Genomic DNA, 25534 nt, shown 5'->3' with positions numbered 1-25534 from the left:
AGGCTGGACGGCGTTGGGGTTTTCAGTGCGGGTCACGGACACCATGTTGCAGTAGCAGTAGCAGTAGCAGTTCTAATTTCAGTTGCAGTTGCAGTTGCAGTTGCTGCCTCAGCCGCGTGACTTACTCTTTTGCCGTCATTCCCGCGAAGGCGGGAATCCAGTGACTTTCGTGCGAGAAGCTTTGAAGTCTGGGTGTGTTGCTTTTAAGCGCATAGGCCAAAGAGCACTCATATCCCGACGTCCAACTCTTACGCACGAAAGTCACTGGATTCCCGCCTTCGCGGGAATGACGGTGGAAAGGTTGCGCAACGGTCGAAGGTTGCGTGGTACACAGAAGCGTCGTTGTCCAAGAAAGTTGCGGGCGTCGTCGTCCAAGAAGATTGCGTCGCGCAGGCAGCTTTCGTCGCGGAGTAACGTTGCGCGACCTCGGTTGCCCGCACGCCCCAGGCGCATGGATGAGCAAGCAACCGACCTCATCACCGACTCGCCCCCTGCAACTGCGCAATCGCCGCATCCAACTGCGCATGCAACAACGCGATCCCATCCACCCCCAGCCCGCGATCAATCTCGTCCTGCGCCACCCGCCACAGCGGCATCGCGCGGTCGATCACCTTGCGCCCGGCGCGGGTGATGCGCAGGCGCCGCTGGCGCGCGTCGTCGCCGGCGACCGCTTCAATCCAGCCCGCTTCGATCAGAGGCTTAAGGTCGCGGCTCAAGGTGCTGCGGTCCATGCCCAGTTCGTGCGCGATCTCACCCAAGGGCCGGCCCTGGCCGCCGGTGCGGCGCAGGATCGAGTACTGGTTGAGATTGACCCCGGCCGGCGCCAGCGCCTGGTCGTAGCGTTGGCTCATCAGGCGCGAAAGCTTGCGCATGCGAAAACAGGTGCAGACGCCGGGCGAGGGTGCGGAGATTGCGACGAGGTCGTTGCTGTCGGTCATTATGTGTATATACACCTATCTGCGCCAGCACCGCAAACGCCGGCGCGACGGCCGGCGTTCGGGGCTGTGGGGAAGTGCTACAAACGACCTGGAGAGAGTCGGTTCAACCCCGCAAACGATGCATCGACGGCAATGGTCAGAAGAACACGCGCACGCCGAAATCGACGCCGCGGCCCGGCAGCACCACGCTGTCCTTGAGGAACGAGGTGTGCACCCGCGCGACCTGGTCGGTCAGGTTGGTGCCGTCGAGAAACACTTCGTAACCCAGGTTGCCGGAATCCCAGTGATAGGCCATGTGCGCGTCGACCAGGGTGTAGCCGTCGGTCGGGGTTTCGTTGAGCGCGACCTTGTCCTGCTTCATGTAACGGGTCGCGCCGAGCGACGCGCGCCAGCTGTCGGCGTCCCAGCGCAGTTCGCCGCCGATGCGCGACGGCGCGATCCGCGGCAGGTTGCCGCCGCCGTTGTCGAGCTTGGCGCGCACCGTGTCGCCGAACAGGCGCACGTCGAACCTGCCGGCGTCGCCGTCGAACAGATGAGCGATCGCCTCGCCTTCGAAACCGGTGAAGGTGGCATCGGCCTGGCTCCACTGGCGCACCGGATTGTCTTCTTCGAACGCGCCGGTGTCGAGCAGATAGATGAAGCCGTCGAAACGGGTCTGGTACGCGGCCAGTTTCGCTTCGAACTTCGCGCCGTGGTAATGCAGGCCGAGTTCGAACTGGTTCGCGCGCTCCTTGCGCAGATTGGCATCGCCGATCTCGAACGAGGCGGTCGCCGCGTGCAGGCCGTTGGCGAACAGTTCTTCCTCGGCCGGTGCGCGTTCGGCGCGATCGAGGTTGAAGGTCAGGCGCCAGGCGTCGTTGAATTTCCACAGCGCCCCGGCCGACAGGCTGAGCGGATTGAAATCGCGCTTGGCCGCGCCGCTGGGCGAGCTTTCCACCTTGTCGATGCGCGCGCCCAGTTCGATCTGCAGCTGATCCCACTTGCGCTGTTCGGTCAGGAACAGGCCGGCCGCGCGGGTCTTGGTCTTCGGCACGAAGGCTTCTTCGCCGATCGCCTGGAAGGTGCGCTCGTACCCTTGCAGGCCGATCGCGCCGATCCAGCCGGCCAGCGGCTTGTGGGTCAGTTCCAGCCGGCCTTCGGTCGCGTCGTTGAGGAAGCGCGTGCCGACCTCGCTGCCTTCGAATTCGGTGTGCTCGTATTCGGTGTCGGCCACGCTCGCGCGCAGGCCGCTGAAGATGCCGAATTCCTGGTTGATGCCGCCCTTGAGTTCGAACCGGTTCTGGCGCATGTCGATATGCACCGGCGATTCGCCTTCCTCGGCGTTGCCCGGTTCGCCGGGATTGCCGTACTTGTCTTCATAACGCGCGGCGGAAAAACCCAGGAAACCGACATCGCCGACCAACGACGCGCCGAGTGCGCCGGTCTTGGTGTCGACGAAGCTGTTGCGCTGGCGGCCGAGCGGGGTGTCGTAGTCGTCGTTGTTGCGGTACACGCCGTCGGCGTGCAGTACCAGCGCGCCGTCGGCGCCGCTGGCGTCGACCCGGGCCATGCCGGTGACGCCGTTGCTGACCGAGCTGCGGCGCACTTCGGCGCGGCCGGACACGGTTTCGTCGAGCGGCTTCTCGGCGATGCGGCCGTCGACGATGTTGACCACGCCGCCGATCGCGCCGCTGCCATACAACAAGGTGGCCGGGCCCTTGAGCACCTCGATCTGGTCGGCCAGGAACGGCTCGACCGCGGCGTTGTGGTCCTGGCTGACGGTGGACACGTCCTGGCTGGCCAGGCCGCCGGTCATCACGCCCACGCGCGGGCCTTCCATGCCGCGGATGATCGGCCGGCCGACGCCGGCGCCGAAGTTGGAACTCTGCACGCCCGGCAGCTTGCCGACGGTTTCGCCGAGGGTAGCGCCGCGCGCTTCGTCGAGCTTCTCGCCCGACAGCACTTCCACCGGTTGCGCCAGTTCCTCGGCGCTGGACTGCAGCGGCGTGGCGGTAACGACCACCGCGTCCAGGCTGGTAGCCTTGTCGTGGCGGGTATCGCTGGGGTTGGACGGGCTGGCGGTATCCTGGGCGACCGCCTGGGTCAGCGGCAGGGCCAGGGTCAGGGCAAGGACGAGTGCGCTGCGGCGAGCTAGCGGAGACGACACGATGGGCTTGGGCATGGCGGACCGACTGGAAAAGATGGGTGGGGGAGGCTGGCGGGCCTGGGTGAAATGTTATAAAGTAACGTTACTGAATTGACAACTATCCCAGAAGTCATCCCCCATGCCTTCATTTCTACGCGGCTTGTTGGACCGTATCGGCGCCGTCGGCTCGCTGGCCTGCGCCGTGCATTGCGCCGCCTTGCCATTGCTGATCGCGGTGCTGCCCTCGCTGGGCCTGTCCAGCTGGTTCGGCCATCGCTTCGAACTCGCGTTCGTGATCTTCGCCACCTTGCTGGGCGGTTTCAGCGTGTGGTCGGGCTATCGCCGCCACCACGCGGTGCGCGCGCTGTCGCTGCTGATTCCGGGCCTGATCGTGCTGTGGAGCGGGGTTTTGTACCCGCCGCTGCACGGCGCGCTGTTGCCGCATGCGATCGTGATGACCTTCGGCGGCACCCTGGTCGGCCTGGCCCATCTGGCCAATCTGCGGCTCAACCACGGCCACGTCCACGACGCCAGCTGCGCCCACTGAAGCCCTTCGACGCCGGCCTGGAGACCGAGTCCGGACGCTTGTGCTAGGCTTCGCAGCCTCGCGCGCGGCCGCGCTGCGCCGGTAGCCGGTCCGATCTCTTCATCGAGAGGCGGTCCGGATCTTCCGGCCGACCCGCCTGCAGTCTGCGCGGACCACCATTCGATACAACGTTCAACGTCTTAATTAGGAGCACGACCATGGGTAAAGGCGACCGCAAGACCGCCAAGGGCAAGCGCTACAACTCCAGCTACGGCAACGCCCGCAGCAAGGCCGTGACCAAGGCCGCCGGCACCGCCGCCGCCCCGGCGGTGAAGAAGGCCGCCAAGACCGCCGTCGCCAAGGCGCCGGCCAAGAAGGTCGTGGCGAAGAAGGCCGCGAGCAAGGAGTAATCCGTCCCGCCGGTTGTTCCGCCTGACGAAAAGCCCCGCATCGCGGGGCTTTTTTTTGCCCGCGAGTCACTGCGATTACGCATGCGATGTCGATTACGGTGCCGGGGCTTGCATGGAATTTGTGTGTTTGTGTGAGCGCCGTCAAAAAAACTTCACGGAATGTGATTTTTTCATTAAGATGCGCGCCGTTCCCGAGGAAAGGGACGTCTAACCAACTCAAGGATCAAGGGGATCTTTATGAAGAAGCAACTCGCGCTGGCCATCCTTCTCGCCACCGCGTCCTCGGCCGCCGCGGCCGCCGACGGTCTGAGCTATTCCTACGTCGAATTCGGCGCCTCGCAGAGCAAGGTCGAACTGCCGACCGTCGACAGCGAATATTCGGTCGACGACATCAAGGCCGGCGGCGGCTACATCAAGGGTTCGGTCGCGCTCGGCGATGCGTTCCACCTGTTCGGCGGTTACCGCCAGGGCGACGACGATGTCGCGGTGCGCTTTCAGGACATCAAGCTGGGCGAAGTCGGCATCGACCTGTCCCAGTACGAAGTCGGCTTCGGTTACCACCACACGCTGTCGGACCGCGTCGACTGGACCGGCGAGCTGAGCTACGTGGGCACCGATGTCGAGGTCGATGAGGACGACGAGTTCGATCGCGCCGACGACTTCCGCGCCTCGCTCGGTCTGCGCGGCAAGCTGGCCAGCAACTTCGAAGGCTGGGTCAAGGCCAACTACACCGACGGCGACGCGTACGACAGCGAGTTCAGCGGCACCATCGGCGCCCAGGTCAAGTTCAATCACATCTGGGGCCTGGTCGGCGAAGCCGAATTCGGCGACGACCACAATCAGCTGAGCCTGGGCATCCGCGCCAGCTTCTGATCGTTGCGTTCGTTTGAAACGAAAAAGCCCGGTGCGAACCGGGCTTTTTTTTGCGCCTGCGATTCGTGCAATCGCGATCGCGATCGCCGAGCCGTCGCTTCAGTCGACGACGTTCTGCACGATCACGTACTGCTTGCGATATTCCATATGCGTGCCCGGCCAAGTGGCGGCATAGGCGCGCAAGGCCTCCAGGCCCTGCGGCCATTCCTCGCCGTTGGCGCGGCAGTCGGACTGGCACTCGCCGTCTTCGTCGCGCGAGGCGAACAGGCGCAGGCCGTACAGCGCTTCGCTCTGAAGCAGCGGTTTGAAGGTGTCGATGGAGTGGGTGAACAGACAACACGGACAGAAGTCGTGCTCGTCATCGTCGCCGTCTTCATTGGTGGCGGCCTCGCGCGGCACCCGGCCGTAATGCGCGACCGGTCCGAACAACACCCGGCGCGCGTACGCCGGTCGACCGCCTTCGGCGGCGAAGTCCATGCGCATCTGCATGCAGGCTTCGGCCGTTTCGCGGGTCGCATCGAGTAGCACCGGCAGGTCGGTGCGCGCCCATTGATTGAAGCCGAGCGCGGCGGCTTCGTCGAAGGTTTCCTGGACCGCGTACTGGTATTCGAACAGGCCTTGCGGAAGCAAGCTGGCGTGATTGCACTGCATGGTCGTGGCGACGTGGATGTTGCCGTCGGGACGGATATCGAACTCGATCAACTGCGGCAGCAGATACAGGCCACTGGAAGGTAATTCGATCCAGTCGCCGTCCACGCGGACTTCGTGGCCGAGTTCGCCGAGCACCTTCGCCGCCAACTCGGTCAGGTCGAACGGTTCGACCCAGCTTTCCTCGCCCTCGGGGGCGAAGGTCAGATGGCCGTAACTGGCCGAACCCGGATTGGCCGGGTTCGGTTCGAATGCGTGCGTCGTCTGCGCGTCGGTCGGTTCGCTCATGGAGTCGCCAAGGCCTCGACCCGCGTCCACACGCGCAGCAGATTGCCGCCGAGCACCTTGCGGATGGTCTCGTCGGAATGGCCGCGCGCCTTCAGCCCTTCGATCAGATTCGGATAATCGGCGACCGACTTGAGCCCTTCGGGCAGGGCGCCGCTGACGCCGTCGAAGTCCGAGCCGATGCCGATGTGATCGGCGCCGAGCAACTTGACGCCGTAGTCGATCTGATCGAGCACCGCATCGATCTTGACCGTGCGCGGCGGATGCGCCGCCTGCCAGGCGTCGTCGAATTCCTTTTCGCTGCGCGGCTTGTCGCCGCGCGCGCGCGCGGCGGCCTGTTCTTGTTCGAACTTGGCGCTGGCGTCGAAATACGCTTGCGTGTCGGCGGCCGAGGCCGGATCGACGAAGGCGTTGCCGAACACCACCTGGACCACGCCGCCCTTGGCCGCGACCGCCTTGGCCAACTCGTCGCTGAGGTTGCGTTCGAAGCCGGGGGTGAAATGGCGCAGGCCCGAGTGGCTGGCGATCACCGGCGCCTTGCTGCGCGCGAGCACGTCGCGCACCGCGTCGTCGGACAGGTGCGAGACGTCGACCATGATGCCGAGCAGGTTCATTTCGTCGACGACTTTCTCGCCGAACGGGCTCAGGCCCTTCCATTTGCGGTGTTTGTCGTAGGACGAATCGCTGATCCGGTTGTCCTCGCTGTGGGCGAGGGTGATGTAGCGCACGCCGCGCGCATGGAACAGCTTGAGCCTGGACAGGTCGTCGCCGATCGGCGCGCCGTTCTCCATGCCCAGCGCCAGCAGCACGCGCTGGCCGCGTTGGTGCAGGCGTTCGAGATCCTTCGGGCTGCGCAGCACCGCGAACTGATCGGGACGGCGTCCGACCATCGCCTCCACCGCATCGATCTGGGTGTGCGCGGTTTGAGTGGCGGTGCCGGCGGCGTCTTCGGCCGGCGAGGTGTAGATCGACATGAAGGCGACATCCAGCCCGCCCTGACGCGCGCGCGGGTAGTCGAACTCGACCTTGGGCGTGTCCACGCCGAGGTCGTTCCAGTTGCGCAGCAGCAGGCTGGGCGCGTCGATGTGGGTATCGACGATGATCGCGTCCTGGGCGAAGCGCTGGCCAGCGCTGAGGGGCTGGTCGGCTTGCGCGATCAGCGGCGACGACAGGGCGACAGCGGCGACGGCTAAAGCGAGAACGGCGATGCGCACATGACCTCCGGATCGGGATGACCGCGCGCACGATGCGGCGCGGTGGGCGCTCAGCGTACAACAGCGCGGGGACGGAGCCTTGCGGCGGCGCAGCGTTGGTGGGGGCGCCGTTGTCGAGGAGCGTAGACGCGAGCGGATGCTCTTGCTAGCGCGTGGCTGCTCGTCAGGCGGTTGCTGTTTCGTCGTTGAAGTCCGCTGCGTAGGCCCCCAACGCCGTGCTGTTCCCCCCTTTGGAAAAGGGGGGCAGGGGGGATTTGCTTTTAGCCACGAAGCCCAGCGCAGCCACGGTGAAAAGCAAATCCCCCCGCGCTATCGGGTATGCAAAGGCTTCGTGCCTGCGTCGGCGCGGCCCCCTTTTTCAAAGGGGGCGATGTTATTTCGCGCGGCGCTCGAACGTCGGTGTCGATAGGCCCGGCCGCCGATGCCTTGGCTGCGCATGCGGCACTCAACGCGTAATCGTTACGCCATCGCGCGCCAGCGCATCAATCCTGCTCGCCACGCTCGACCAATACCCGCCCATCCGCGACCACCCGCCGCGCCAGCCGCCCGCCGAGCCAGTAACACAACTCGGCCGGATGCCCGATATCCCACTGCACGAAGTCCGCGCGCGCCCCGACCCGCAGCACGCCCGCGTCGTCGAGCCCCAACGCGCGCGCCGCATGCACGGTCGCGCAGCGCAGCGCTTCCTCGGGCGTCAGGCGGAAATGCGTGCACGCCAACTGCATGGCCTGGCGCAGCGACAGCAAGGGCGAAGTGCCCGGGTTGCAGTCGGTCGCCACCGCCATCGCCACGCCGTGATCGCGGAACGCCTGCAGCGGCGGCAGCTTGGTTTCGCGCAGCACATGGAACGCACCGGGCAGCAGCACCGCGACCGTGCCGTGCTCGGCCATCGCGCGCACGCTGTCGAGCGAGGTGTGTTCGACGTGATCGGCCGACAGCCCATCGAACGCAGCGGCCAATGCGCCGCCGCCGAGATCGCTGAGCTGGTCGGCATGCAGCTTGACCGGCAGGCCGAGCGCGCGCGCGGTTTCGAACACGCGCCGGGTTTGCGCCGGGCTGAAGCCGATGCCTTCGCAGAACGCATCGACCGCGTCGATCAACGTTTCCGCGTGCAGGCGCGGCATCCATTCGCAGACCGCGTCGATGTAGGCGTCGGCGCGGTCGCTGAATTCCGGCGGCAGCGCATGCGCGCCGAGGTAGGTGGTGCGCACCCGCACGCCGAGGAGCTCGCCGATCCGGCGCGCGACCCGCAGCATCTTGCGTTCGTTGTCGAAGTCCAGGCCGTAGCCGGACTTGATCTCCAGACTGGTGGCGCCGTCGGCCAGCAGCGCGCGCGCGCGCGGCAGCGACTGGCGCAGCAGTTCGTCCTCGCTGGCCTCGCGGGTGGCGCGAACGCTGGAGACGATGCCGCCGCCGGCGCGGGCGATGGCTTCGTAACTCGCGCCCTGCAGGCGCAGCTCGAACTCGCGGGCGCGGTCGCCGGCGAACACCAGGTGGGTGTGACAGTCGATCAGGCCGGGGGTGATCCAGCCGTCGGCCTGGATCACCGTGGCGGCCAGTTCGGCCGGGTCGCCCGCCAGCGCGGCGCGCGGCCCGATATGGGCAATGCGGCCGTCGCGCCAGGCCAGCGCGGCGTCGGCGACTTCACCGTAGCCGTCGGCGCAGTCGAGGGTGGCGAGCGAGGCGCCGAGGATCAGGCCGTCGTAGCGGCGATGGTCGGGGGAGGTCGAGAGGCTCATCGTGCCGATTCTAGTCGCTTGCCCTGTCCGCTCGCGCGAAGGTCGCGTTGCGCGGCCGCGCAGGCGAGAATGCGCGCATGACCACTCCCGCCTCCCACCGCATCTGGACCCCCGCCGGCTGGCGCGGCGACGCCGCCGGCGATCGCGTCGTTCCGGGCATCGCCAACCTGCATTCGCACGCGTTCCAGCGCGCGATGGCCGGCATGGCCGAGCGCCAGACCAACCCCGCCGACAGCTTCTGGACCTGGCGCGAAACCATGTACCGGTTCGCCGCGCGCTTCACTCCCGAGGCGCTGCACGCGGTCGCGACCCAGTTGTACGTGGAGATGCTCGAAGCCGGCTACACCAGCGTGTGCGAGTTCCATTATCTGCATCACGCGCCCGACGGCCGGCCGTACGCCGACCCGGCGGCGATGTCGCGCGCGCTGATCGCCGCCGCGCGCGAAACCGGCATCCGCATGACCCTGTTGCCGGTGCTGTACATGACCGGCGGCTTCGACGAACGCCCGCTCGGCGAACGCCAGCGCCGCTTCGGTCACGAGGTCGACGCGTATCTGACATTGCTCGACACCTTGCGCGGCGAAGCCGATGAACTGCTGCGGGTGGGCTGCTGCCTGCACAGCCTGCGCGCGGTGCCGCCCGGACCGATGCGCGAGGTGCTCGCGGCGCTGCCGGCCGACAGCCGCGTGCATGTGCATATCGCCGAACAGGTCGCCGAGGTCGAGGACTGCCTCGCCGTGCGCAAGGCGCGGCCGGTGCAATGGCTGCTGGACAATGCGCAGGTCGACGAACGCTGGACCCTGGTGCATGCCACCCACCTCGACGAGGCCGAAGTGCAGGGCATCGCCCGCAGCGGCGCGACCGTGGCGATCTGCACCACCACCGAGGCCAATCTGGGCGACGGCTTTTTCCCGCTGCGCGATTACCTCGATGCCGGCGGGTTTTGGGGCGTGGGCTCGGACTCGCATATTTCGGTGTCGCCGGTCGAGGAACTGCGCTGGCTCGAATACGGCCAGCGCTTGCTCACGCGTCGACGCAATATCGCGGTGAGCGAAGCGTCGAGCAGTGTCGGCGAAACCCTGTTGCGCGACGTGGTCGCGAGTGCATCGCGTTCGACCGGTTTCGATCGGGCCAGCCTCGACGGCGACACGCTAACCCTGGACAGCGACGCGCCGGCGCTGGCCGGCGCGAGCGACGAGGATTGCATCGACCGCTGGTTGTTCAGCGGCAATCGCAGCGTGCTGCGCGAGGTGCATGTCGGCGGCCGTCAGGTCGTGGCCGACGGGCGTCATCGCGAGCACGCGGCGATCGCGGCGCGCTATGCGCGGACCTTGCGGGCGTTGCTGGCCGATTGATTTTTTCTGGATGGGGTCGGCGATCTGACCTTTCGATCAGCCGCGATCAAACCGCGAACAGATCCGCGATCGGCGCCGGCTGTCCCAGCACGCCTTCGTGGGTCAGCAGGAATTGCTTGGTCGGCAGGCCGCCGCCGAAACCGGTTAGACTGCCGTCGGCGCCGATCACTCGGTGGCAGGGCAGCACGATCGGCAGCGGGTTGCGGCCGTTGGCGGCGCCGACCGCGCGGGTCGCGCTCGGTTGGCCCATGTGCCGCGCCATCTGCCCATAACTCCAGGTTTCGCCCCAGCCGATCAACGCGAGCGTGCGCCAGCACTGCATCTGGAACGGCGTGCCGTGCGGAGCCAGCGGCAGATCGAAGGTCTTGCGGTTACCGGCGAAATATTCGGCCAGTTGCCTGCGGGTTTCGGCGAGCACCGCATCGTCGCCCTCGCGCCAGCCATCGCCCATCGACACCGGATGCCACGGCGCTTCGAATTCGATCAGGCGCAAACCGTCGTCGCCGCTGGCGAGCAGCAGGCGCCCGACCGGGCTATCGATGTGCTGGTAGGTGACCGCGCCGTCCTTGAGTCGGATGTTCGTGCTCATGCGGCCTTCCTCGCTCTGCGCGTCTTCATCGGCGCTTCGCCCGGCGGCGCGATCGCGGGTGCGGGCTTGACCGCGTTCTTCGCGAGCGGCGTCGACATGCTGTCGCGCCAGATCTGGATCACCGCGTACGCGCGCCACGGTCGCCACGCTTCGGCGCGCGCGTTGAGCGCCTTCGCGCTCATGCGGATGCCGTCTTCGGGCAGGGCTTTTTGCAGGACCAGATCGTCGGCCGGGAACGCATCGGGATGGCCGAGCGCGCGCAACGCGATGTAGTGCGCGGTCCACGGCCCGATCCCCGGCAGCGCGACCCAGCGCGCGACGAACTCGTCGAGCGTGCGTTCGGTGCGGAAGTCGACCCGGCCGTCGAGCAATGCGCGCGCCACGGTGCGCACGGTGTCGGCGCGGGCGCGGGTCAGACCTATTTCGGCCAGATCCGCATCGGCCAGCGCTTCGGGCGTCGGGAACAGATGCTCCAGTCCGGGGCCGAACGCTTTCGGCAGCGGTTGTCCGAAACGTTGCGCGGTGCGCGAAGCGAGCGTGCGCGCGGCGGCGACGCTGACCTGTTGGCCGAGGATCGCGCGCACCGAGATTTCGAAACCGTCCCAGCCGCTGGGCAAACGCAGCCCGGGACGCTTCGCGACCAGCGCGCGCAGTCGCGGATCGACCGACAGCGCCGCGCCGATCGCATTCGGGTCGGCGTCCAGATCGAACATCCGCCGCAGGCGGTTGATGATCTCCAGCAACCGCGCCGGCGCCGGCCCGTGCAATTCGAGCTTGAGCGCATGCTGTGGTTCGTTTTTGGCGCTAGGCCAGGCGCTGACCCGCAACCAGCCCGGCGATTGGATCGGTCCGATCACCCGGCTGTAACTGTGCTCGTCGACGACCTCCACGCCGGGCAGGGCGCGGCCGCGCAGGAAATCCAGCATCAGCGCGAAGTCGTACGGCGGCCGATAGCCCAGCCGCAGCACCAGCGTTTCGCCGTCGCTGTCGGGGGTTTCGTTCGGATGCCGGCGCAGATCGCGCGGCGCCATACGATAAGCCTCGCGAAACGTGGTGTTGAAGCGGCGCAGGCTGCCGAAACCGGCGGCCATCGCGACTTCGGTGATCGGCAGGCGGGTTTCGGTGAGCAATTGCTTGGCGAACAACAAACGGCGGGTGCTATGCACACCGATCGGCGGCGCACCGAGGCGGTCGACGAACAAACGCCGCAATTGACGTTCGCCGAGCCCGACGCGTTCGGCCAGCGCGGCCAGCGGTTGTTCGGCCAGCGCGCCTTCGTCGATCAACTTGAGCGCGCGCGCGATCGCCGCATCGCCGCGGCGCCACGCGCCTTCGGCCGGCGACAACTCCGGACGGCAGCGCAGGCACGGCCGAAACCCGGCGGCTTCGGCCGCGGCGGCATGGCCGAAGTATTTGACGTTCTCGCGCTTGGCCGCGGGCGCCGGGCACACCGGTCGGCAATAGATGCCGGTGCTGGTCACCGCGGTGAAGAACAGTCCGTCGAAGCGCGGATCGCGGCTGAGCCGGGCCTGTTCGCACACCTGCCACTGCGGCAGCGAGGCGCTTGGGGTGGCGACGGGGTCGGGTTTGCTGTTCATGGGGGAAGGCTAGCATCGGGCGGGGAGGGGGACTCGCCGGATTCGGACATCAATGCTGGAAGGATTCAGAGGGATGAATTGGCGGGGTTGTGAGGCTGCTCAACCGGGTTTTTTGCTGTCGCGGCATCGGCATCGGCATCGGTAGCGGTAGCGGTAGCGGCAGCGATGGTTCTTGCCTTCGCCGTTGCTGTTGATCGGGCCGGATTTCGCATTTCACTTCCAGCGCTGCGAGGCTTGTAATTCGCGTTAGCAAAAGCACACCCGAAGGGCGGCGCACATGGATGTGCGCCGCGCGCCACCGGGACAGGATGTCCCGTGTGGCGCGTGCCCGCGTAAGCACCGCACTTGCGGGCCTTTGATGCACAAAAAAGCATTTTTCTTTGGTTACTTTTCTTTTGTTGCTTTAGACAAAAGAAAGTGACCCGCCGCTTTAGTGGCGGAAGCTTTTGATCTAGCTTCAGCTTTGAAGCTTTGAAACCGAAGGCAGGATCAACAGCTTTCGTCCGCAAGCGGCCGAGTTACTTTCTTTTGTCAAAAGCGACAAAAGAAAGGTAACCAAAGAAAAACGCTTTTTTTGGATCAAGGGCCCGCACGATCGGAGCAGACGCAGGCATGCGCCACACGGGACATCCATGTCCCGGTGGCGCACGGCGTGCATCCTGCACGCCGCCCTTCGGGTGTGCTGGTGCTAACGCGAGTTCCAAGCCTCGCAGCACTGGATGAACTGCGCGGCTTCAAGCGCAAGCAAAAGCTGCATGCCCTACCTGTAGGAGCGGCGCAAGCCGCGACATCGTTCGATCAGCTCGCGGAGATTGTCGCGATCAGGTCCGAAATCATCGGGATGTAGCCTTTCCACAAAAGCAATGGCAAGAGACCGACCGCCAAGAAAAACCCCGAGACCAACGCGCGGCCTCGGGGTGGACCAAACCAGCCATGCCTGCGATGAAACGACTACTGGCAACTAGGCAGCGGCGTCCCATCGTCCCAGGCATTGCGCAACCACTTCAGCCCCTCGCTGCCGTTGTACGCAATCGTCGGCGAATGATTGGCCGGACTGTTGTTGCCCACGTAACACGCGCTGCCCCATTGCGAATTGCGCACGAACCGGGTGTCGCTGACTTCGATCACCACGCCCGAACCCAATCCGGAATCGTACGGCGCCAGCGTGTAACCGCCGCCGGCGAGCCGGCTTTCGCGGATGGTCAGGGTCGAACCCGCGCCCGGGCGATCGGCCCAGAACACCGCGGCGTTGCCGTAGCCGGAGGCGTTGACCGGACGCGCGTCGATGTTGCTGTGCAGGATGCTGACGTGTCCGACCTGACCCGGCGAATAGAATTGCACCGCGTCGAGATGATCGTCGGGATAGAAACACGTGTTGTGGATCAGGCTGTCCTGGATCAGCACCGGTTCGCCACCGCCGGCGATCAGCATGTCGTCGCCGTTGTGGTGCAGGTGGGCGCGGATCAGGGTGTAGCCGTTGTCGCCGGTGATCAGGCGGCGCCCGCCGTTGTTGACCGCGGGGCAAGCGTCGGGGCCGACGTCGACGTCCTTGAGCACCAGATTGCGGACGTTGCGATTGTCGACGAAGCCTTTGATCCGGCTGTTGGTCACGGTGACGTTGTGATGGCGGATGACCAGGTCGCCGGTGATCAGCATGGCGTTGATGACCTGCCCGTCGCGGGTGCTGCTCAGATTGCCGTTGATCGTGGTCAGCGCCTGGCCGGCCGGTACGCCGGTGCAGGCCGCGTTCGGGAACGCCGGGAACGGCGGGCAACTGCGCGTGCTGCCGGTTGGCGGGGTGGTGACGATGGTCGCCGGCGAACGCGCCGATTCGTTGCCGGCGGCGTCGATCGCGCTGACCCGATAGCTGTAGGTCGTCTGCGGCTGCGCGCTGTCGTGCACGAAGGTGGGCACCTCGATTTCGCCGAGCGCTACAGGATTGCCGTCGACGTAAACGCGGTAACGCGCCGCGCTGGTGTCGTCGCTGCTGGCGTCCCAGTTCAACGATACGGTGGTCGCATCGCCGACGATCGCGCGCAAGCCGGTTGGCACGCTTGGCGCGGTGGTATCGCCGTCCAGCGGGGCGAATTCGACATCGACCCAGTAATTCGCCGAGCGCCAGGTCGCGTCCGGAAACGCGCTCTGCGCGCCGTAACGATAGTTGCCGTTGCCGCCGTCGCTGCCGTCGCGCAATGCGCGCAAGGGGCCGTTGGCGTAGTCGGCGGCGGCGAAGTAATCCAGGTCGGCCGAGTAATGACCGCCTGGCGCGTAGTACGACACCACATAGGTCGTGTCGGCGGCGATCCGCACCGGCGTGGCGAAGACGACGCGCTGCCAGCCCGACGGTGTTTCGTCGACGAAGTTCGCGCGCGCCAGCAAGGTGCCGTCGTTGCTCCACAGGTTGCCGACGTGGATGCCGGTATTGGCCGCGGCCTTGTAGAAGCGCACGCCCTTGATCCAGCCCGGCTGGACGCTGCGGAAGCGCAGCCCCAACTCGACTCCGTCGCTGTCGGGCGCGTCGACCACGGTCGGCACGGCGCTATCGGTCCACAGGCTCATGCGGCCGGCTTCGAACGCGCGCACTTCGCGGATATTGGCCCAGTACGAACTGTTGTGGGTGCAGTGCAATTGACCGGTGATGCGCACCGCGCGCACTTCGCTCGGCGGGCCGCGGAAGGTGTAGGTGACGCCGGCGGTCTGCGAAGAGTCGTATTGATACGCCGGCTGCAGAGTCCAGCCGCTGTCGCGCCAGTCGCCGCTGAAACTGTTGGAGAACTGCAGGGTCAGGCCCGCGCAGAACGCGCCGTCGCCGCTGCTGTTCCAACTGCCGTGGACGATCTCGACCCGGTCGATGGTGCGCAATCGATCGCGCCACATCACCCCGGCGGCTTCGTAATTATTGATCGGCTCGGGCTGGCCGCCGCTGAGATCGACGTCGACCGTGTCGTCGCCGTCGTTGAGCAGCGGCGCGGCGACGCGCACGCTGGTCGGCTCGGTCTCGCTGCGGCCGTCGGCGCCGGGCGTGAACCCGTGCGCCCAACGGTAGGCGGTGCCGGCCGGGGCGATGTTCTGCGCGCCGGCCGCGCCGACGCACAGCAGCGCGGACAGCGACAAGACGCAGGCCGATAGCAGACGCATCGCATCGGTGCGGGTTCGGCTGGATTCGGGAACTGCGGAACAACAATGCGCGCGGCGACGCGCAGGCTCGGTGCCTGGGGTGGTGTGCATGGGCGGATCTCGGCAATGGATCGCGATGACGCGGCGCGCCCAGGCGTGGGCGCGCCGTCGCTTGGACGCTGGCGGTGTGGGAACCGACTCGTTGAATTCCCGCGGCTAAGCTAGCGCCACGCAGGTCGGCGAAATTCGGGCGGCGGTCACCAAAATCCGCATCGATGACAAACGTCAGCGCGGCGGGCTGTTAGCGATGCCGGCGAAGCGCCGATTCGCGCATCACGGTCTGCGGGTTGTCATCGCGTGGGCATGACAACGCCCGCATCGTGATGCGTCGCCGATGCGGTTTCTTGGGTATGTGCACGGCTATGCGCAAAGATCGCCGTCGCCCTGCATGTCGCAGCGGTCGCACCTGGTGCGCGCCGCGATCGTCAGCGCCGCTCGGGATCGCGCAATGCCGGCAGCAGCGGCGTGATATCGCCGTCGTTCCTGGCCGGGCGGATGCCGATCAGGCGCGCCAGCAGCGGATACACATCTACGTTGTCGAACGCGGGGATGCTCGCGCCGCGTTTGAACGCCGGTCCGCGGGCGAGAAAGATCGCGCGCATCGACGGCAGCGCCGGATCGAAACCGTGCGAGCCGCGGGTCTGGACCTTGGTCGCGCCGCGCAGCTTTTCGCCTTCGATCGCATCCCAGCCTTCGTGCATCTGACACACGATCGGCGGCACCCGCGGATGGGTGCCGTAGTGCCAGCGCGCCGGCAACTCGCTCTTGCGCCAACAGTCGTATTGCGCGTGCGCGCCGAGCAGGCGGCGCTCGACCTGCGCTTCGAAGCCCGGATTGGGGGCGATACCGATCGACTGGCCGACCGAGGTGACCACGGCCTGCTCGGGGGTGACCATGTCTTCGACCGCGATGCGATGACCCGGCACGACTTCGGCCATGCCATGGTCGGACACCACGATCAGATTGACGTGTTCGAGTTGATCGCGCGCGGCCAGGCCATCGAGCAGGCGGCCGATCGCCGCGTCGATGCGCACCATCGCCTCGCGCGCTTCGGGCGAATTCGGACCGTGCTCGTGGCCTTCGTGATCGAGCGCGTCGAAGTACAAGGTCGCCACGTGCGGGCGGGTCGAGGCCGGCTCGCCGAGCCAGCCCAGCACTTCATCGACTCTCGCGTTTTCGCCGACCTTGGCGTCGAACGGGTGCCAGCGGTTCGGGCGCAGGCCGTGGATCGGCGCTTCGCTGCCCGGCCAGAACAAGGTCGCGCTGCGCAGTCCGGCTTTCTGCGCGCCGATCCAGATCGGTTCACCGCCGCTCCACCACCGCGTATCGCCGACCGCGTCGCGATCGGCGACCTTGAACTTGCCGATGGCCGCGTCGCTCATGCTGTTGTGGATCACGCCGTGGTGGTCCGGACGCAGCCCGGTGACCAAGGTGTAGTGATTGGGAAAGGTCAGCGACGGATAGGACGGCGTCATCCACTGCGCGCGCACGCCGTCGCCGGCCAGCCGTTCCAGGTTCGGGGTCTGGCCCAATTCGAAATAACTCGCGCGAAAGCCGTCGATCGAAATCAGCAGCAGGGGCGTGTCGGCCGGCGGCGCCTCGGGGCGGGTCGGCGAAGCGCAGGCGGCGAGGGCGAAAACGAGCAGGGCGGCGCGGGCCGCGGTAAGAATCGAGCGCATCGCGACATGATAGCCGGCGCCGATGGCCGGCCTGTGTCACCGCATCGGCGGCGCGCGCCGCGCGGCGAATCGCCAGGATCGGCACGAGGCGTTCGGCATGAGGCGGCCGGCATGACTTCCGTCGCTGGCGGCGGCCCCGCGCGCGGCCGATAGTGATCGCGGGATCCCGTCGCGAGTCAATCCATGCGCCGCATCGTTCGCACCGTCTGCCTGCTGGGCTCGTTGAGCGTATCGGTCGCGGCCGCGCAGACGCCGCCTGCGCCGCATGCGCCACCCGCGACACCCGCGACACCCGCGCCGCCGTCGCCGCAACTGAGCGCGGACGAATGCGCGGTGTGGGCGCGCGAACTGGGTTTCGCCCGCTCGATCGCCGAGCACGACCGCAAGGCTTTCGCCGAGCATGTGCATGAACAGGCCGCGTTCGGCGCCGGTCGCGCCCAGCCCACGCGGGGCCGCGACCGCATCGTCGAAGCATGGGCGGACCTGATCGAGGGCAAACGCCTGCGCCTGCGTTGGTATCCGACCCGAGTCACCATCGCCGGCGCGCCCGATATCGCCTGGTCGACCGGGCCGGCGCTGTACCAGACGCTCGAGCCCGGCGCGCAGCCGCGTTACGCGATCGGCGCCTATCAATCGGTCTGGCAGCGCGGCGCTGACGGGGTATGGCGGGTGTTGTTCGACGACGGCATCGCGCCGCGGCCGGCGACCGAGGCCGAAGCGATGGCGTTCCAGAACGGCCGCCGCGAAACCTGCCCACAACGCTGACAACCGGCTAAACGGCGCGCATGACACTCGCGTCATGCCGATCTGGCCGGCGTATGGTGATGGAGCCCTTTCCCAACCCTGTTCGTACAGGAGGCGCTTCATGAAACGTCTGATGCTCGCCACGGCGTTGAGCGCATTCGCGTTCGTCGCCGCGGCGCAAACCCCCAATCCGCAAGCGCCGGTCGAAACCGCGGCGCAGCCCGCCGTGCAGGCCGATGCACGCGTCGATGCCAACGCCAACGCCGACACCCAGGCGCAACCGGCGAAGAAAAAACTCAGCGACGCGCACTGCCTGCGCCAGACCGGCTCGCGCATCCAGTCCAAGGCCAAGCAAGACTGCGCCGCTCACGGCCGCAGCTACAGCCGCGACGATCTCAACGGCACCGGCGAGGTCGATGTCGCCAGCGCGCTGCGCAAGCTCGATCCGGCCGTGCACTGAGGCCGCGCTCGCGTAATAAGCAGTAACTGTTCGCTTAACTTCTGGTCCGACTCTGGATCGATCGAACGCCCGGCTCGTGCCGGGCGTCTTTTTGTCCGCGGCCGGGCTTGTCCGGCGCAGCCCGCACGCGCGACGCTCAGCGTTCGAACACCGCCACGCCGCTCGGGTAATCGATGCTGATCTTCAAGTCCGAAAACGCGTTGCCGCCGATCGCGCCGTCTACGCGCTGGTCCATCCATTGCGACATGAACTCGTGGAAATTCTTGTCCGGCCGTTCGGCGAACCAGACCGGGCCGACGCGGTAGCCGCCGACCTGCACGTGCGGCACTTCGATGATGCGCACGCGGCCGTCGGCATCGGCCTTTTCGATCACCCGCCATCGCGGATGGCGTTCGCGCCAGCGTTTCAAAACTTCGCTGGTGATGAAGCTGCCGGCGCGCACGACCGGGCCGTCGTCGAGTTCGCGCGCGGCCTGCGCGCTAAGGCGCAGGCTCGCGCCGGTATCGAACAGCAGCTGCAGGGTCTCGCCTTCGATCTGTACCGGGATGCGCGGGAAATGCGTGGTCGGTTTGCCGTCCGCGTCTTTCTGGAATCCAAGTGTGATCCGATGCCTGGCCGCGACCCGCGGCAAAGCGTTCGCGGGCAGCAGGCGCAGTTCGCCTCGCGGGTAATCGAACTGCCAGCTGCGTCCGCCGAACCAGTCCGCGCCGAGCATGCCGTCGCCCAGGTGACGGGCTTGATCGGGCGGCGCCTGCATCAGCGGTACGCCGCGCTGGCTGCGCAGCGAGGCGGGAATCCAGGCGTCGGCCTGGAATTGCGGCCAGTTCACTAGTTGCGGCTGCTCGCGCGATGCGTTCGGGTCGGGAGTCACGCCCAGCGCTTTGGCGCCGGTCTCGGTGAACAGCAGGCCGCCGCCGGTGTCGGAAAACAGGCGCAGCGCGCGCCCGTCGGCCAGTTTCGGATGCAGGTAGAACAAGCCGGCTTCGAGCGTCGCCGGCAAGGTCAGCGGTTTGCTTTCGTCGATCGGCGCTGGCGTCTGTGCCAGCGCGGGAATCAAGAGCGATGCGGCGATCAATATCATCGCTAGCGCGGCGCGCGGACGTGGCTTGGAGCATGCGGGCATCGTGCGAGGTCCTGGTCGGTGGTACCGCGACTTTGGCCGCGCCCGATCGCGGGCGGGAGTGCCGAATGTAAGCCAACCTTTGGCGCAGACCCGGGCGGTTGCCCGGATCGAGCCGATGGTCGCGATCGGAGCCGCCGATCGCTGCGGATCGGTCCATCCAAGTTCGACGCGAAGACAGTGCGGGCTGATAGCGAAGTATCGCGAAGAACGGTTGGTCGCGATCCGGATCGTCGCCGCGGTCTCAGACTTCGATGCCCTTCAGCAAGCGCGCCAGCGAGGCCTGATAGAAATTCCGGAATTCGCGCTCGTCGTAACTGAAACGGCCGGCCCGGTACAGCACGATCAGACCGTGCGTATGCGCCCACAAGGTCATCGCGATGTCCCAGGCATCGCCGGGGCGCAGGCGTCCGGCCTGTTGCGCTTCGATCACCACATCGGCGACCACGTTCAAGGTCGGCGAGCGGCGCGCGCGGAAATCCTCGGGAAAGCGCCGCGCCTGTTCGCGCGGCATCGAGAAGGCGTGATCGAACAGGTGCGGATGCGCCAATGCGTAGTCGAGGTAGATCTGCTGGATCGCCAGCAGCCGCGCGATCACGTCGCCGCCTTCGTTGCGCGCGCTCCAGTGGCGGGAGATCTCCTGGAAGCTGTCGTCGCTGATCCGCTGCAGCAGCGCTTCGCGATTGGGGAAGTGGCGGTAGATCGCCATCGGCGTCAACCCGACGGCCTGAGCGATGCGGCGCATGCTGACCGCCTGCGCGCCGCCGCGTTCGAACAGCGCGCGCGCGGCGCGCAGGATGCGATCGGCGGTGGCGGGCGCGCACATGTGTACAGCGTATACATTTTCGCTCCGGCGCGACAGTTTCGGGCGCAAACGCCGCTTTGCCGACGCCCGCGGCGCTGCCGGCGCTGGCGAGCGCGTGGAACGCGGCGCGATAATTCGGGTCTCTTTCGCGCATCGGAAACCGCCATGTCCGCAGCCACTCGCAACGATCCCACCCGCGTCATCCGCGCCCCGCGCGGCAGCGAGAAGAGCTGCAAGTCCTGGCTCAGCGAAGCCGCGTTCCGGATGATCCAGAACAACCTGGACCCGGACGTGGCCGAGAACCCGGCCGAACTGGTGGTGTACGGCGGCATCGGCCGCGCCGCGCGCGACTGGCCTTCGTTCGATGCGATCTTGAAATCGCTGCGCGAGCTGGAAGACAACGAAACCCTGCTGATCCAGTCGGGCAAGCCGGTCGGTGTGTTTCCGACTCACGCCGACGCGCCGCGGGTGTTGCTCGCGAATTCCAACCTGGTGCCGCATTGGGCGAACTGGGAGCACTTCAACGAGCTCGATAAGAAGGGCTTGATGATGTACGGGCAGATGACCGCCGGCAGCTGGATCTATATCGGCTCGCAGGGCATCGTCCAGGGCACGTACGAAACCTTCGTCGAGATGGGCCGCCAGCACTACGGTGGCGATCTGACCGGCAAGTGGATCCTGACCGCCGGCCTGGGCGGCATGGGCGGCGCGCAACCGCTGGCCGCGTCGCTGGCCGGCGCGTGTTCGCTCAACATCGAATGCAAGCAGAGCAGCATCGACATGCGCCTGCGCACGCGTTACGTCGATGAGCAGGCGAGCGATCTCGACGATGCGCTGGCGCGGATCGCGAAGTACACCGCTGCGGGCGAAGCCAAGTCGATCGCGCTGCTCGGCAACGCGGCCGATGTGCTGCCGGAACTGGTGCGTCGCGGCGTGCGTCCCGATGCGGTCACCGATCAGACCAGCGCGCACGATCCGGTGCACGGCTATCTGCCGATCGGCTGGACGGTCGAGCGCTGGCTGGCCGAGCAGAAGAGCGATCCGCAGGGCGTGCGCGACGCGGCCAAGAAGTCGATGCGGGTGCATGTCGAGGCGATGCTCGCGTTCCAGCAACAGGGCATCCCGACCTTCGACTACGGCAACAACATCCGTCAGATGGCGCAGGATGAAGGCTGCGAAAACGCCTTCGATTTCCCCGGTTTCGTGCCGGCCTACGTGCGCCCGCTGTTCTGCCGCGGGGTCGGTCCGTTCCGCTGGGTCGCGCTCAGCGGCGATCCGCAGGACATCTACAAGACCGACGCCAAGGTCAAGGAAATCATCGCCGACGACGCGCATCTGCATCGCTGGCTGGACATGGCGCGCGAGCGCATCAGCTTCCAGGGTTTGCCGGCGCGCATCTGCTGGGTCGGCCTGGGCCTGCGCCACAAGCTCGGCCTGGCGTTCAACGAGATGGTGCGCAACGGCGAGTTGAAGGCGCCGATCGTGATCGGCCGCGATCATCTCGACAGCGGTTCGGTGGCCTCGCCCAATCGCGAAACCGAAGCGATGAAGGACGGCAGCGATGCGGTCAGCGACTGGCCCTTGCTCAACGCCATGCTCAATGTCGCCGGCGGCGCGACCTGGGTGTCGCTGCATCACGGCGGCGGTGTCGGCATGGGCTATTCGCAGCACTCCGGCGTGGTCATCGTCTGCGACGGCAGCGAGGAAGCCGACAAGCGCATCGCGCGGGTGCTGTGGAACGATCCCGGCACCGGGGTGATGCGGCATGCCGATGCGGGCTATGAGATCGCGCAGCAGTGCGCGAAGGAACAGGGCTTGAAGCTGCCGATGCTGTAAGCGCGGCGGTTTTCTGCAGATCGAAACGGCCCGGGTTTCCGGGCCGTTTTTTTATCGGGACTTTGTTACTGGAACAGTTCCGCTGGCGGCGTGATGGCACAGGCGCAACCACCTCGCGGCCGCTCAGCCCGGCGCGTTTTCCGGCGGCTGCGTCCACTCGATCTCGAGCCGGTTCCATTGCCCCGGAAACAGTTCGCCCTCGATCGATGCGCGGCGGATCTCGCCGTGACGGCGCACGGTCTGCGCCGCGAGCCGGTCGATGGCCTTGTCGAGCAGGGCTTCCAGTTCGTTGTAGCGCGGATCGAAATGGCCGTACTTGGGATGCGAGTCGGCGCTCAGCCGGCCGGCATGGGCCTCGGTTTCCCAGCGCTGCCAGATCGCCCAGTGCTCCTGCGCCCAGGCGAAGGTCTCCTCGTCGATCGGGGTGATGTCGAACAGATCGCCGTAGATGCCGAGTTCTTCATCGAACACGCAGGAGAAGTAGTGCGGGCGGCCGTTGTGGTCGGCGATGCCGGTACGCGGGCCGTCCGCGTAATCCCAGATCATGCGCAGGGGTTCGTAGGCCATGGGGCGATCGGTGAGTGGAAGCGATGGGCATAGCATGCGCGATCGTCCGGCGCGGTCAAGATGGTGGCGGTTCGATCTCATGCGCCGGAGCAGGCGTCGTGGTCCGCGGTGCCGGTCCAGCGGTGAGGGCGGTCAGGCCGGCGACTGCACGTAGCGATATGCCATGAACGCTACGACCGCGAATGCAGCCCAGGCCAGCAGGCCGACGAGCGTGCACAAGCCGTCGCTGGGTTGCTTGTCGCGGTAGAAGGGTTTGAGCAGCAAGTGGCCGGTGCCATACAGCAATAGTTCGACCACCAGTTCGAACAGCATGCGTCCGATCACCCGGAACACGCCGCCCAGCAATTCGCCTACCGCATCCAGGGCCATCGAGATCGTTCCTTCGCCGATTCGCGGATCATAAGCCGGGCGGGCGCCGATCGCTTGGGCGATGCGGCGCGGTGTCATCGGAGTTATTCCTGAGTCCACACCGCCAGTTCGTAACCGTCCGGATCGGTGAAGTGGAAACGCCGACCGCCGGGAAACTCGTGATTGGCCACGATCGGCGCGCCGGCGTCTTCGACCTTGCGTCGCGCCTTGTCCAGATCGTCGGCGTAGATGATCACCAGCGCGCCGCCCGGTTGCGGCCGGCCTTGCGTGGTGAAGCCGCCCTTCATGCGGCCGTCGTCGAACTCGCAGTAGGTCGGGCCGTAGTCGGTGAAGGTCCAGCCGAACGCTTCGGCGTAGAACGCCTTGGACGCGGCGATGTCGGACACGGTGAATTCGATGTAGTCCAGACGCAGATTGCGGTCGGAAGGAGGCATTAGCGTGATCCGGTGGCGAACGACCTTCCTTTGTACACGCTCGCAGGCATCGCGTCGTCGTGAGACTGCGGTCGCAAGCGTTTGCGACGCGGAGCAATGCTTCGCGGCGTCGCATCCGGGCCATTAGCCACCGTGACCTCCGGCGCAGGGTGCGGTGTGCGCGCAATCGCTAACATCCAGGCGCGGATGACCGCCGGGGAGAGGCGTATGCGACGCGACAAGCAACGAATCGGATTGCTGGCCCTGGCTCTCGCGTTCGCGCTGCAGGCGCTGCCGGCGTTGGCGGCCGCGGCGACGGCCAAGGGCGATGCGCCCAAGCAAGGCGCCGCCGCCAACGACGCATCCGCCCAGGTCGACGCGATCGCCGACGAGTACCTGGCCGCGGTGCTCGAATTCGATCCGGGCCCGGCCTATCAGACCGGCCTGCCGTTGCAGCGGCACGACTACCTGCCGCACAACGCCGCCGCCGATCTGCGCGCGTTCGAACGGCGCGAGGACGGCTTGTGGCAGCGCTTCTCGGCGATCGACCGCGCCGCGGTCGGCGACGATGGCGCGCAGTTGCTGTACGCGCAACTGCGCGAGATGCTGCAGGCCAGTCGCGGCATGCGCGTGTGCAAGAGCGAAGGCTGGAACGTCAACCACATGGGCGGCTGGCAGAACAATCTGGCCGACTTGGCCGATCGCCAGCCGGTGGCGACGGCGGAGCAGCGCAAGCAGGCGCTGACCCGCTGGCGCGGTTTTCCGGGCTATGTCGACAACGAGATCGCCAATCTGCGCGCGGGCCTCAAGGCCGGTTATTCGGCGCCGAAGACGCTGGGCGCGCGCGTGCTCAAGCAGATCGACGCCTTGCTGGCGATGAAACCGGCCGAGTCGCCGTTCTACGCACCGGCGCAGCACAGCGACGATGCCGCGTTCGGCAAGGAATTCGAACGTCTCGTCGCCGATCAGATCCAGCCGGCCCTGCGCCGCTACCGCGATTTCCTCGCCGACGAATACGTCAAGCAAAGCCGCGACAGCATCGGCCTGTCGGCCTTGCCCGACGGCGTCGCCTGCTATCGCGCGTTGCTGCGCCAGTTCACCACCCTGGATCGAGCGCCCGAGGAGGTCTATGCCTTGGGCCAGCGCACCGTCGCCGACAACACCCGCACGGTGAGCGAACTCGGGCAGAAGCTGTTTGGTGTCAGCGACCTGCCGACCATCGTCAAGCGCATGGACGAAGCCGCGGACAACCGCTTCGCCTCGGCCGAGGAGGAACTGGCGTTCTCGCGCGGCCTGCTCGAACGCTCGCGTGAACGCAGCGCGAAGTATTTCGTCGCGATGCCGTCGCAGCCCGCGGTCGTCGAACCCTTGAAGGAAGAACAGCGCGGCTCGGGCGTGAGTTCGCACTACGAGATGCAGCCCGACCAGACCAAGCCGGGCATCTACCGCGCCAACCTCGACCGTCCCGGCGACGATCGCCGCGGCGCGGCCGAGATCACCCTGGTGCACGAAACCTGGCCCGGCCATCACCTGCAGATCGCGCTCGCGCGCGGCGTGCAGCGCCATCCGTTTTCGGCGCTGGCGTTCAATTCGGCCTATGTCGAAGGCTGGGCGCGTTATGCCGAGGCGCTGAGCGAGGAAGCCGGCATCTACACCACGCCGTATGCGGCGATCGGCCGGCGCGCGTGGCCGGCGCGCGGCATGGTGCTGGACCCGGGCATCCATCTGTACGGCTGGACCCGCCAGCAGGTGATCGACTACATGGTCGAGAGCGGCCGTTTCAGCGCCAAGGTCGCCGAGGAATCGGTCGATCGCTATGCCGCGATGCCGGGCCAGATCACCTCTTACGATTCGGGCGCGCTGGAGATCTTCGCCTTGCGTCGCGAGGCCGAGCAGGCACTCGGCGAGCGTTTCGACATCCGCCAGTTCCACCAGCAGGTGCTCGGCGACGGCATCGTGCCCTTGCAGTACTTGCGCGAGCGGGTGCAGGCCTGGATTGCGCGCAGCCGCGAGGCGAAGTAAGGCGACGTCGCGCGCGAGTTGGTTGCGATCGCGCGCGCGGTT

At 66.8% G+C, this 25534-nt stretch carries 22 protein-coding genes; 8 read left to right on the top strand and 14 right to left on the bottom strand.

What is annotated here, in order from left to right:
- Positions 1-476 precede the first annotated feature (476 nt).
- Positions 477-872 (bottom strand): MarR family winged helix-turn-helix transcriptional regulator, encoded by a 396-nt coding sequence (locus AC3A4T_RS02965; protein WP_487674004.1) that lies wholly within the window; start codon positions 870-872, stop codon positions 477-479.
- A gap of 202 nt (positions 873-1074) precedes the next feature.
- A complete protein-coding gene (locus AC3A4T_RS02960) occupies positions 1075-3099 on the bottom strand; it encodes a TonB-dependent receptor (protein WP_487674003.1) in 2025 nt (674 codons plus the stop codon).
- A gap of 103 nt (positions 3100-3202) precedes the next feature.
- On the opposite strand from AC3A4T_RS02960, the gene AC3A4T_RS02955 reads away from it, so the two are divergent.
- From AC3A4T_RS02955 to AC3A4T_RS02945, 3 genes are all read left to right on the top strand, one after another.
- A complete protein-coding gene (locus tag AC3A4T_RS02955) occupies positions 3203-3610 on the top strand; it encodes a MerC domain-containing protein (RefSeq protein WP_036114664.1) in 408 nt (135 codons plus the stop codon).
- Between the two features lie 182 nt (positions 3611-3792).
- Positions 3793-3999 (top strand): 30S ribosomal protein THX, encoded by a 207-nt coding sequence (locus AC3A4T_RS02950; RefSeq protein ID WP_257720866.1) that lies wholly within the window; start codon positions 3793-3795, stop codon positions 3997-3999.
- 237 nt (positions 4000-4236) lie between these two features.
- Entirely contained in the window at positions 4237-4872 is a 636-nt protein-coding gene (locus AC3A4T_RS02945; RefSeq protein ID WP_487674002.1) for an outer membrane beta-barrel protein, read from the top strand.
- Between the two features lie 99 nt (positions 4873-4971).
- Here AC3A4T_RS02945 and AC3A4T_RS02940 read toward each other — a convergent pair whose 3' ends face one another.
- The 3 genes from AC3A4T_RS02940 to hutI form a co-directional block, all read right to left on the bottom strand.
- Entirely contained in the window at positions 4972-5808 is an 837-nt protein-coding gene (locus tag AC3A4T_RS02940) for a DUF6348 family protein (RefSeq protein WP_487674001.1), read from the bottom strand.
- A complete protein-coding gene (locus tag AC3A4T_RS02935) occupies positions 5805-7019 on the bottom strand; it encodes a dipeptidase (RefSeq protein ID WP_487674000.1) in 1215 nt (404 codons plus the stop codon). Before AC3A4T_RS02935 ends, AC3A4T_RS02940 begins: the two co-directional genes overlap by 4 nt.
- 482 nt (positions 7020-7501) lie before the next feature.
- Positions 7502-8758, bottom strand: coding sequence for an imidazolonepropionase (hutI, locus tag AC3A4T_RS02930; protein ID WP_487673999.1), 1257 nt, complete (start codon positions 8756-8758; stop codon positions 7502-7504).
- A 77-nt stretch (positions 8759-8835) separates the two neighbouring features.
- Between hutI and AC3A4T_RS02925 the strand changes: the two genes are divergently transcribed.
- A complete protein-coding gene (locus AC3A4T_RS02925; RefSeq protein WP_487673998.1) occupies positions 8836-10113 on the top strand; it encodes a formimidoylglutamate deiminase in 1278 nt (425 codons plus the stop codon).
- Positions 10114-10159: 46 nt separating this feature from the next.
- Here AC3A4T_RS02925 and AC3A4T_RS02920 read toward each other — a convergent pair whose 3' ends face one another.
- From AC3A4T_RS02920 to AC3A4T_RS02905, 4 genes are all read right to left on the bottom strand, one after another.
- Complete coding sequence (locus tag AC3A4T_RS02920; protein WP_487673997.1) at positions 10160-10702, bottom strand: methylated-DNA--[protein]-cysteine S-methyltransferase; 543 nt, start codon at positions 10700-10702, stop codon at positions 10160-10162.
- A complete protein-coding gene (locus AC3A4T_RS02915; RefSeq protein WP_487673996.1) occupies positions 10699-12300 on the bottom strand; it encodes a DNA-3-methyladenine glycosylase 2 family protein in 1602 nt (533 codons plus the stop codon). Before AC3A4T_RS02915 ends, AC3A4T_RS02920 begins: the two co-directional genes overlap by 4 nt.
- A gap of 951 nt (positions 12301-13251) precedes the next feature.
- Complete coding sequence (locus AC3A4T_RS02910; RefSeq protein WP_487673995.1) at positions 13252-15438, bottom strand: DUF4082 domain-containing protein; 2187 nt, start codon at positions 15436-15438, stop codon at positions 13252-13254.
- A 464-nt stretch (positions 15439-15902) separates the two neighbouring features.
- Positions 15903-17156 (bottom strand): alkaline phosphatase family protein, encoded by a 1254-nt coding sequence (locus AC3A4T_RS02905; RefSeq protein ID WP_487673994.1) that lies wholly within the window; start codon positions 17154-17156, stop codon positions 15903-15905.
- A 183-nt stretch (positions 17157-17339) separates the two neighbouring features.
- On the opposite strand from AC3A4T_RS02905, the gene AC3A4T_RS02900 reads away from it, so the two are divergent.
- On the top strand, positions 17340-17921 hold the full coding sequence (locus AC3A4T_RS02900; protein WP_487673993.1) for a YybH family protein: 582 nt from the start codon (positions 17340-17342) through the stop codon (positions 17919-17921).
- A 100-nt stretch (positions 17922-18021) separates the two neighbouring features.
- Entirely contained in the window at positions 18022-18360 is a 339-nt protein-coding gene (locus tag AC3A4T_RS02895) for a hypothetical protein (RefSeq protein ID WP_487673992.1), read from the top strand.
- Between the two features lie 136 nt (positions 18361-18496).
- On the opposite strand, the gene AC3A4T_RS02890 is transcribed toward AC3A4T_RS02895, so the two are convergent.
- Together AC3A4T_RS02890 and AC3A4T_RS02885 are read right to left on the bottom strand one after the other, a co-directional pair.
- Entirely contained in the window at positions 18497-19483 is a 987-nt protein-coding gene (locus AC3A4T_RS02890) for a hypothetical protein (RefSeq protein ID WP_487673991.1), read from the bottom strand.
- 241 nt (positions 19484-19724) lie between these two features.
- The gene (locus tag AC3A4T_RS02885; RefSeq protein WP_487673990.1) at positions 19725-20306 is read right to left on the bottom strand and encodes a TetR/AcrR family transcriptional regulator; all 582 of its coding nucleotides are present in this window, start codon (positions 20304-20306) and stop codon (positions 19725-19727) included.
- A gap of 144 nt (positions 20307-20450) precedes the next feature.
- Between AC3A4T_RS02885 and hutU the strand changes: the two genes are divergently transcribed.
- The gene (gene hutU / locus AC3A4T_RS02880) at positions 20451-22121 is read left to right on the top strand and encodes a urocanate hydratase (protein ID WP_487673989.1); all 1671 of its coding nucleotides are present in this window, start codon (positions 20451-20453) and stop codon (positions 22119-22121) included.
- 123 nt (positions 22122-22244) lie between these two features.
- On the opposite strand, the gene AC3A4T_RS02875 is transcribed toward hutU, so the two are convergent.
- The 3 genes from AC3A4T_RS02875 to AC3A4T_RS02865 form a co-directional block, all read right to left on the bottom strand.
- On the bottom strand, positions 22245-22688 hold the full coding sequence (locus AC3A4T_RS02875; protein WP_487673988.1) for a hypothetical protein: 444 nt from the start codon (positions 22686-22688) through the stop codon (positions 22245-22247).
- Positions 22689-22820: 132 nt separating this feature from the next.
- Positions 22821-23057 carry a hypothetical protein gene (locus AC3A4T_RS02870; protein WP_487673987.1) on the bottom strand — a complete coding sequence of 79 codons (237 nt, stop codon included), beginning with the start codon at positions 23055-23057 and terminating at the stop codon, positions 22821-22823.
- Positions 23058-23140: 83 nt separating this feature from the next.
- Complete coding sequence (locus AC3A4T_RS02865) at positions 23141-23491, bottom strand: VOC family protein (protein WP_487673986.1); 351 nt, start codon at positions 23489-23491, stop codon at positions 23141-23143.
- Positions 23492-23698: 207 nt separating this feature from the next.
- On the opposite strand from AC3A4T_RS02865, the gene AC3A4T_RS02860 reads away from it, so the two are divergent.
- The gene (locus AC3A4T_RS02860) at positions 23699-25492 is read left to right on the top strand and encodes a DUF885 domain-containing protein (protein WP_487673985.1); all 1794 of its coding nucleotides are present in this window, start codon (positions 23699-23701) and stop codon (positions 25490-25492) included.
- The last annotated feature ends 42 nt before the right edge of the window (positions 25493-25534 follow it).

The organism is Lysobacter sp. Soil_N_51, from assembly GCF_057655755.1.
This window is presented reverse-complemented; position numbering and strand designations above follow the sequence as displayed.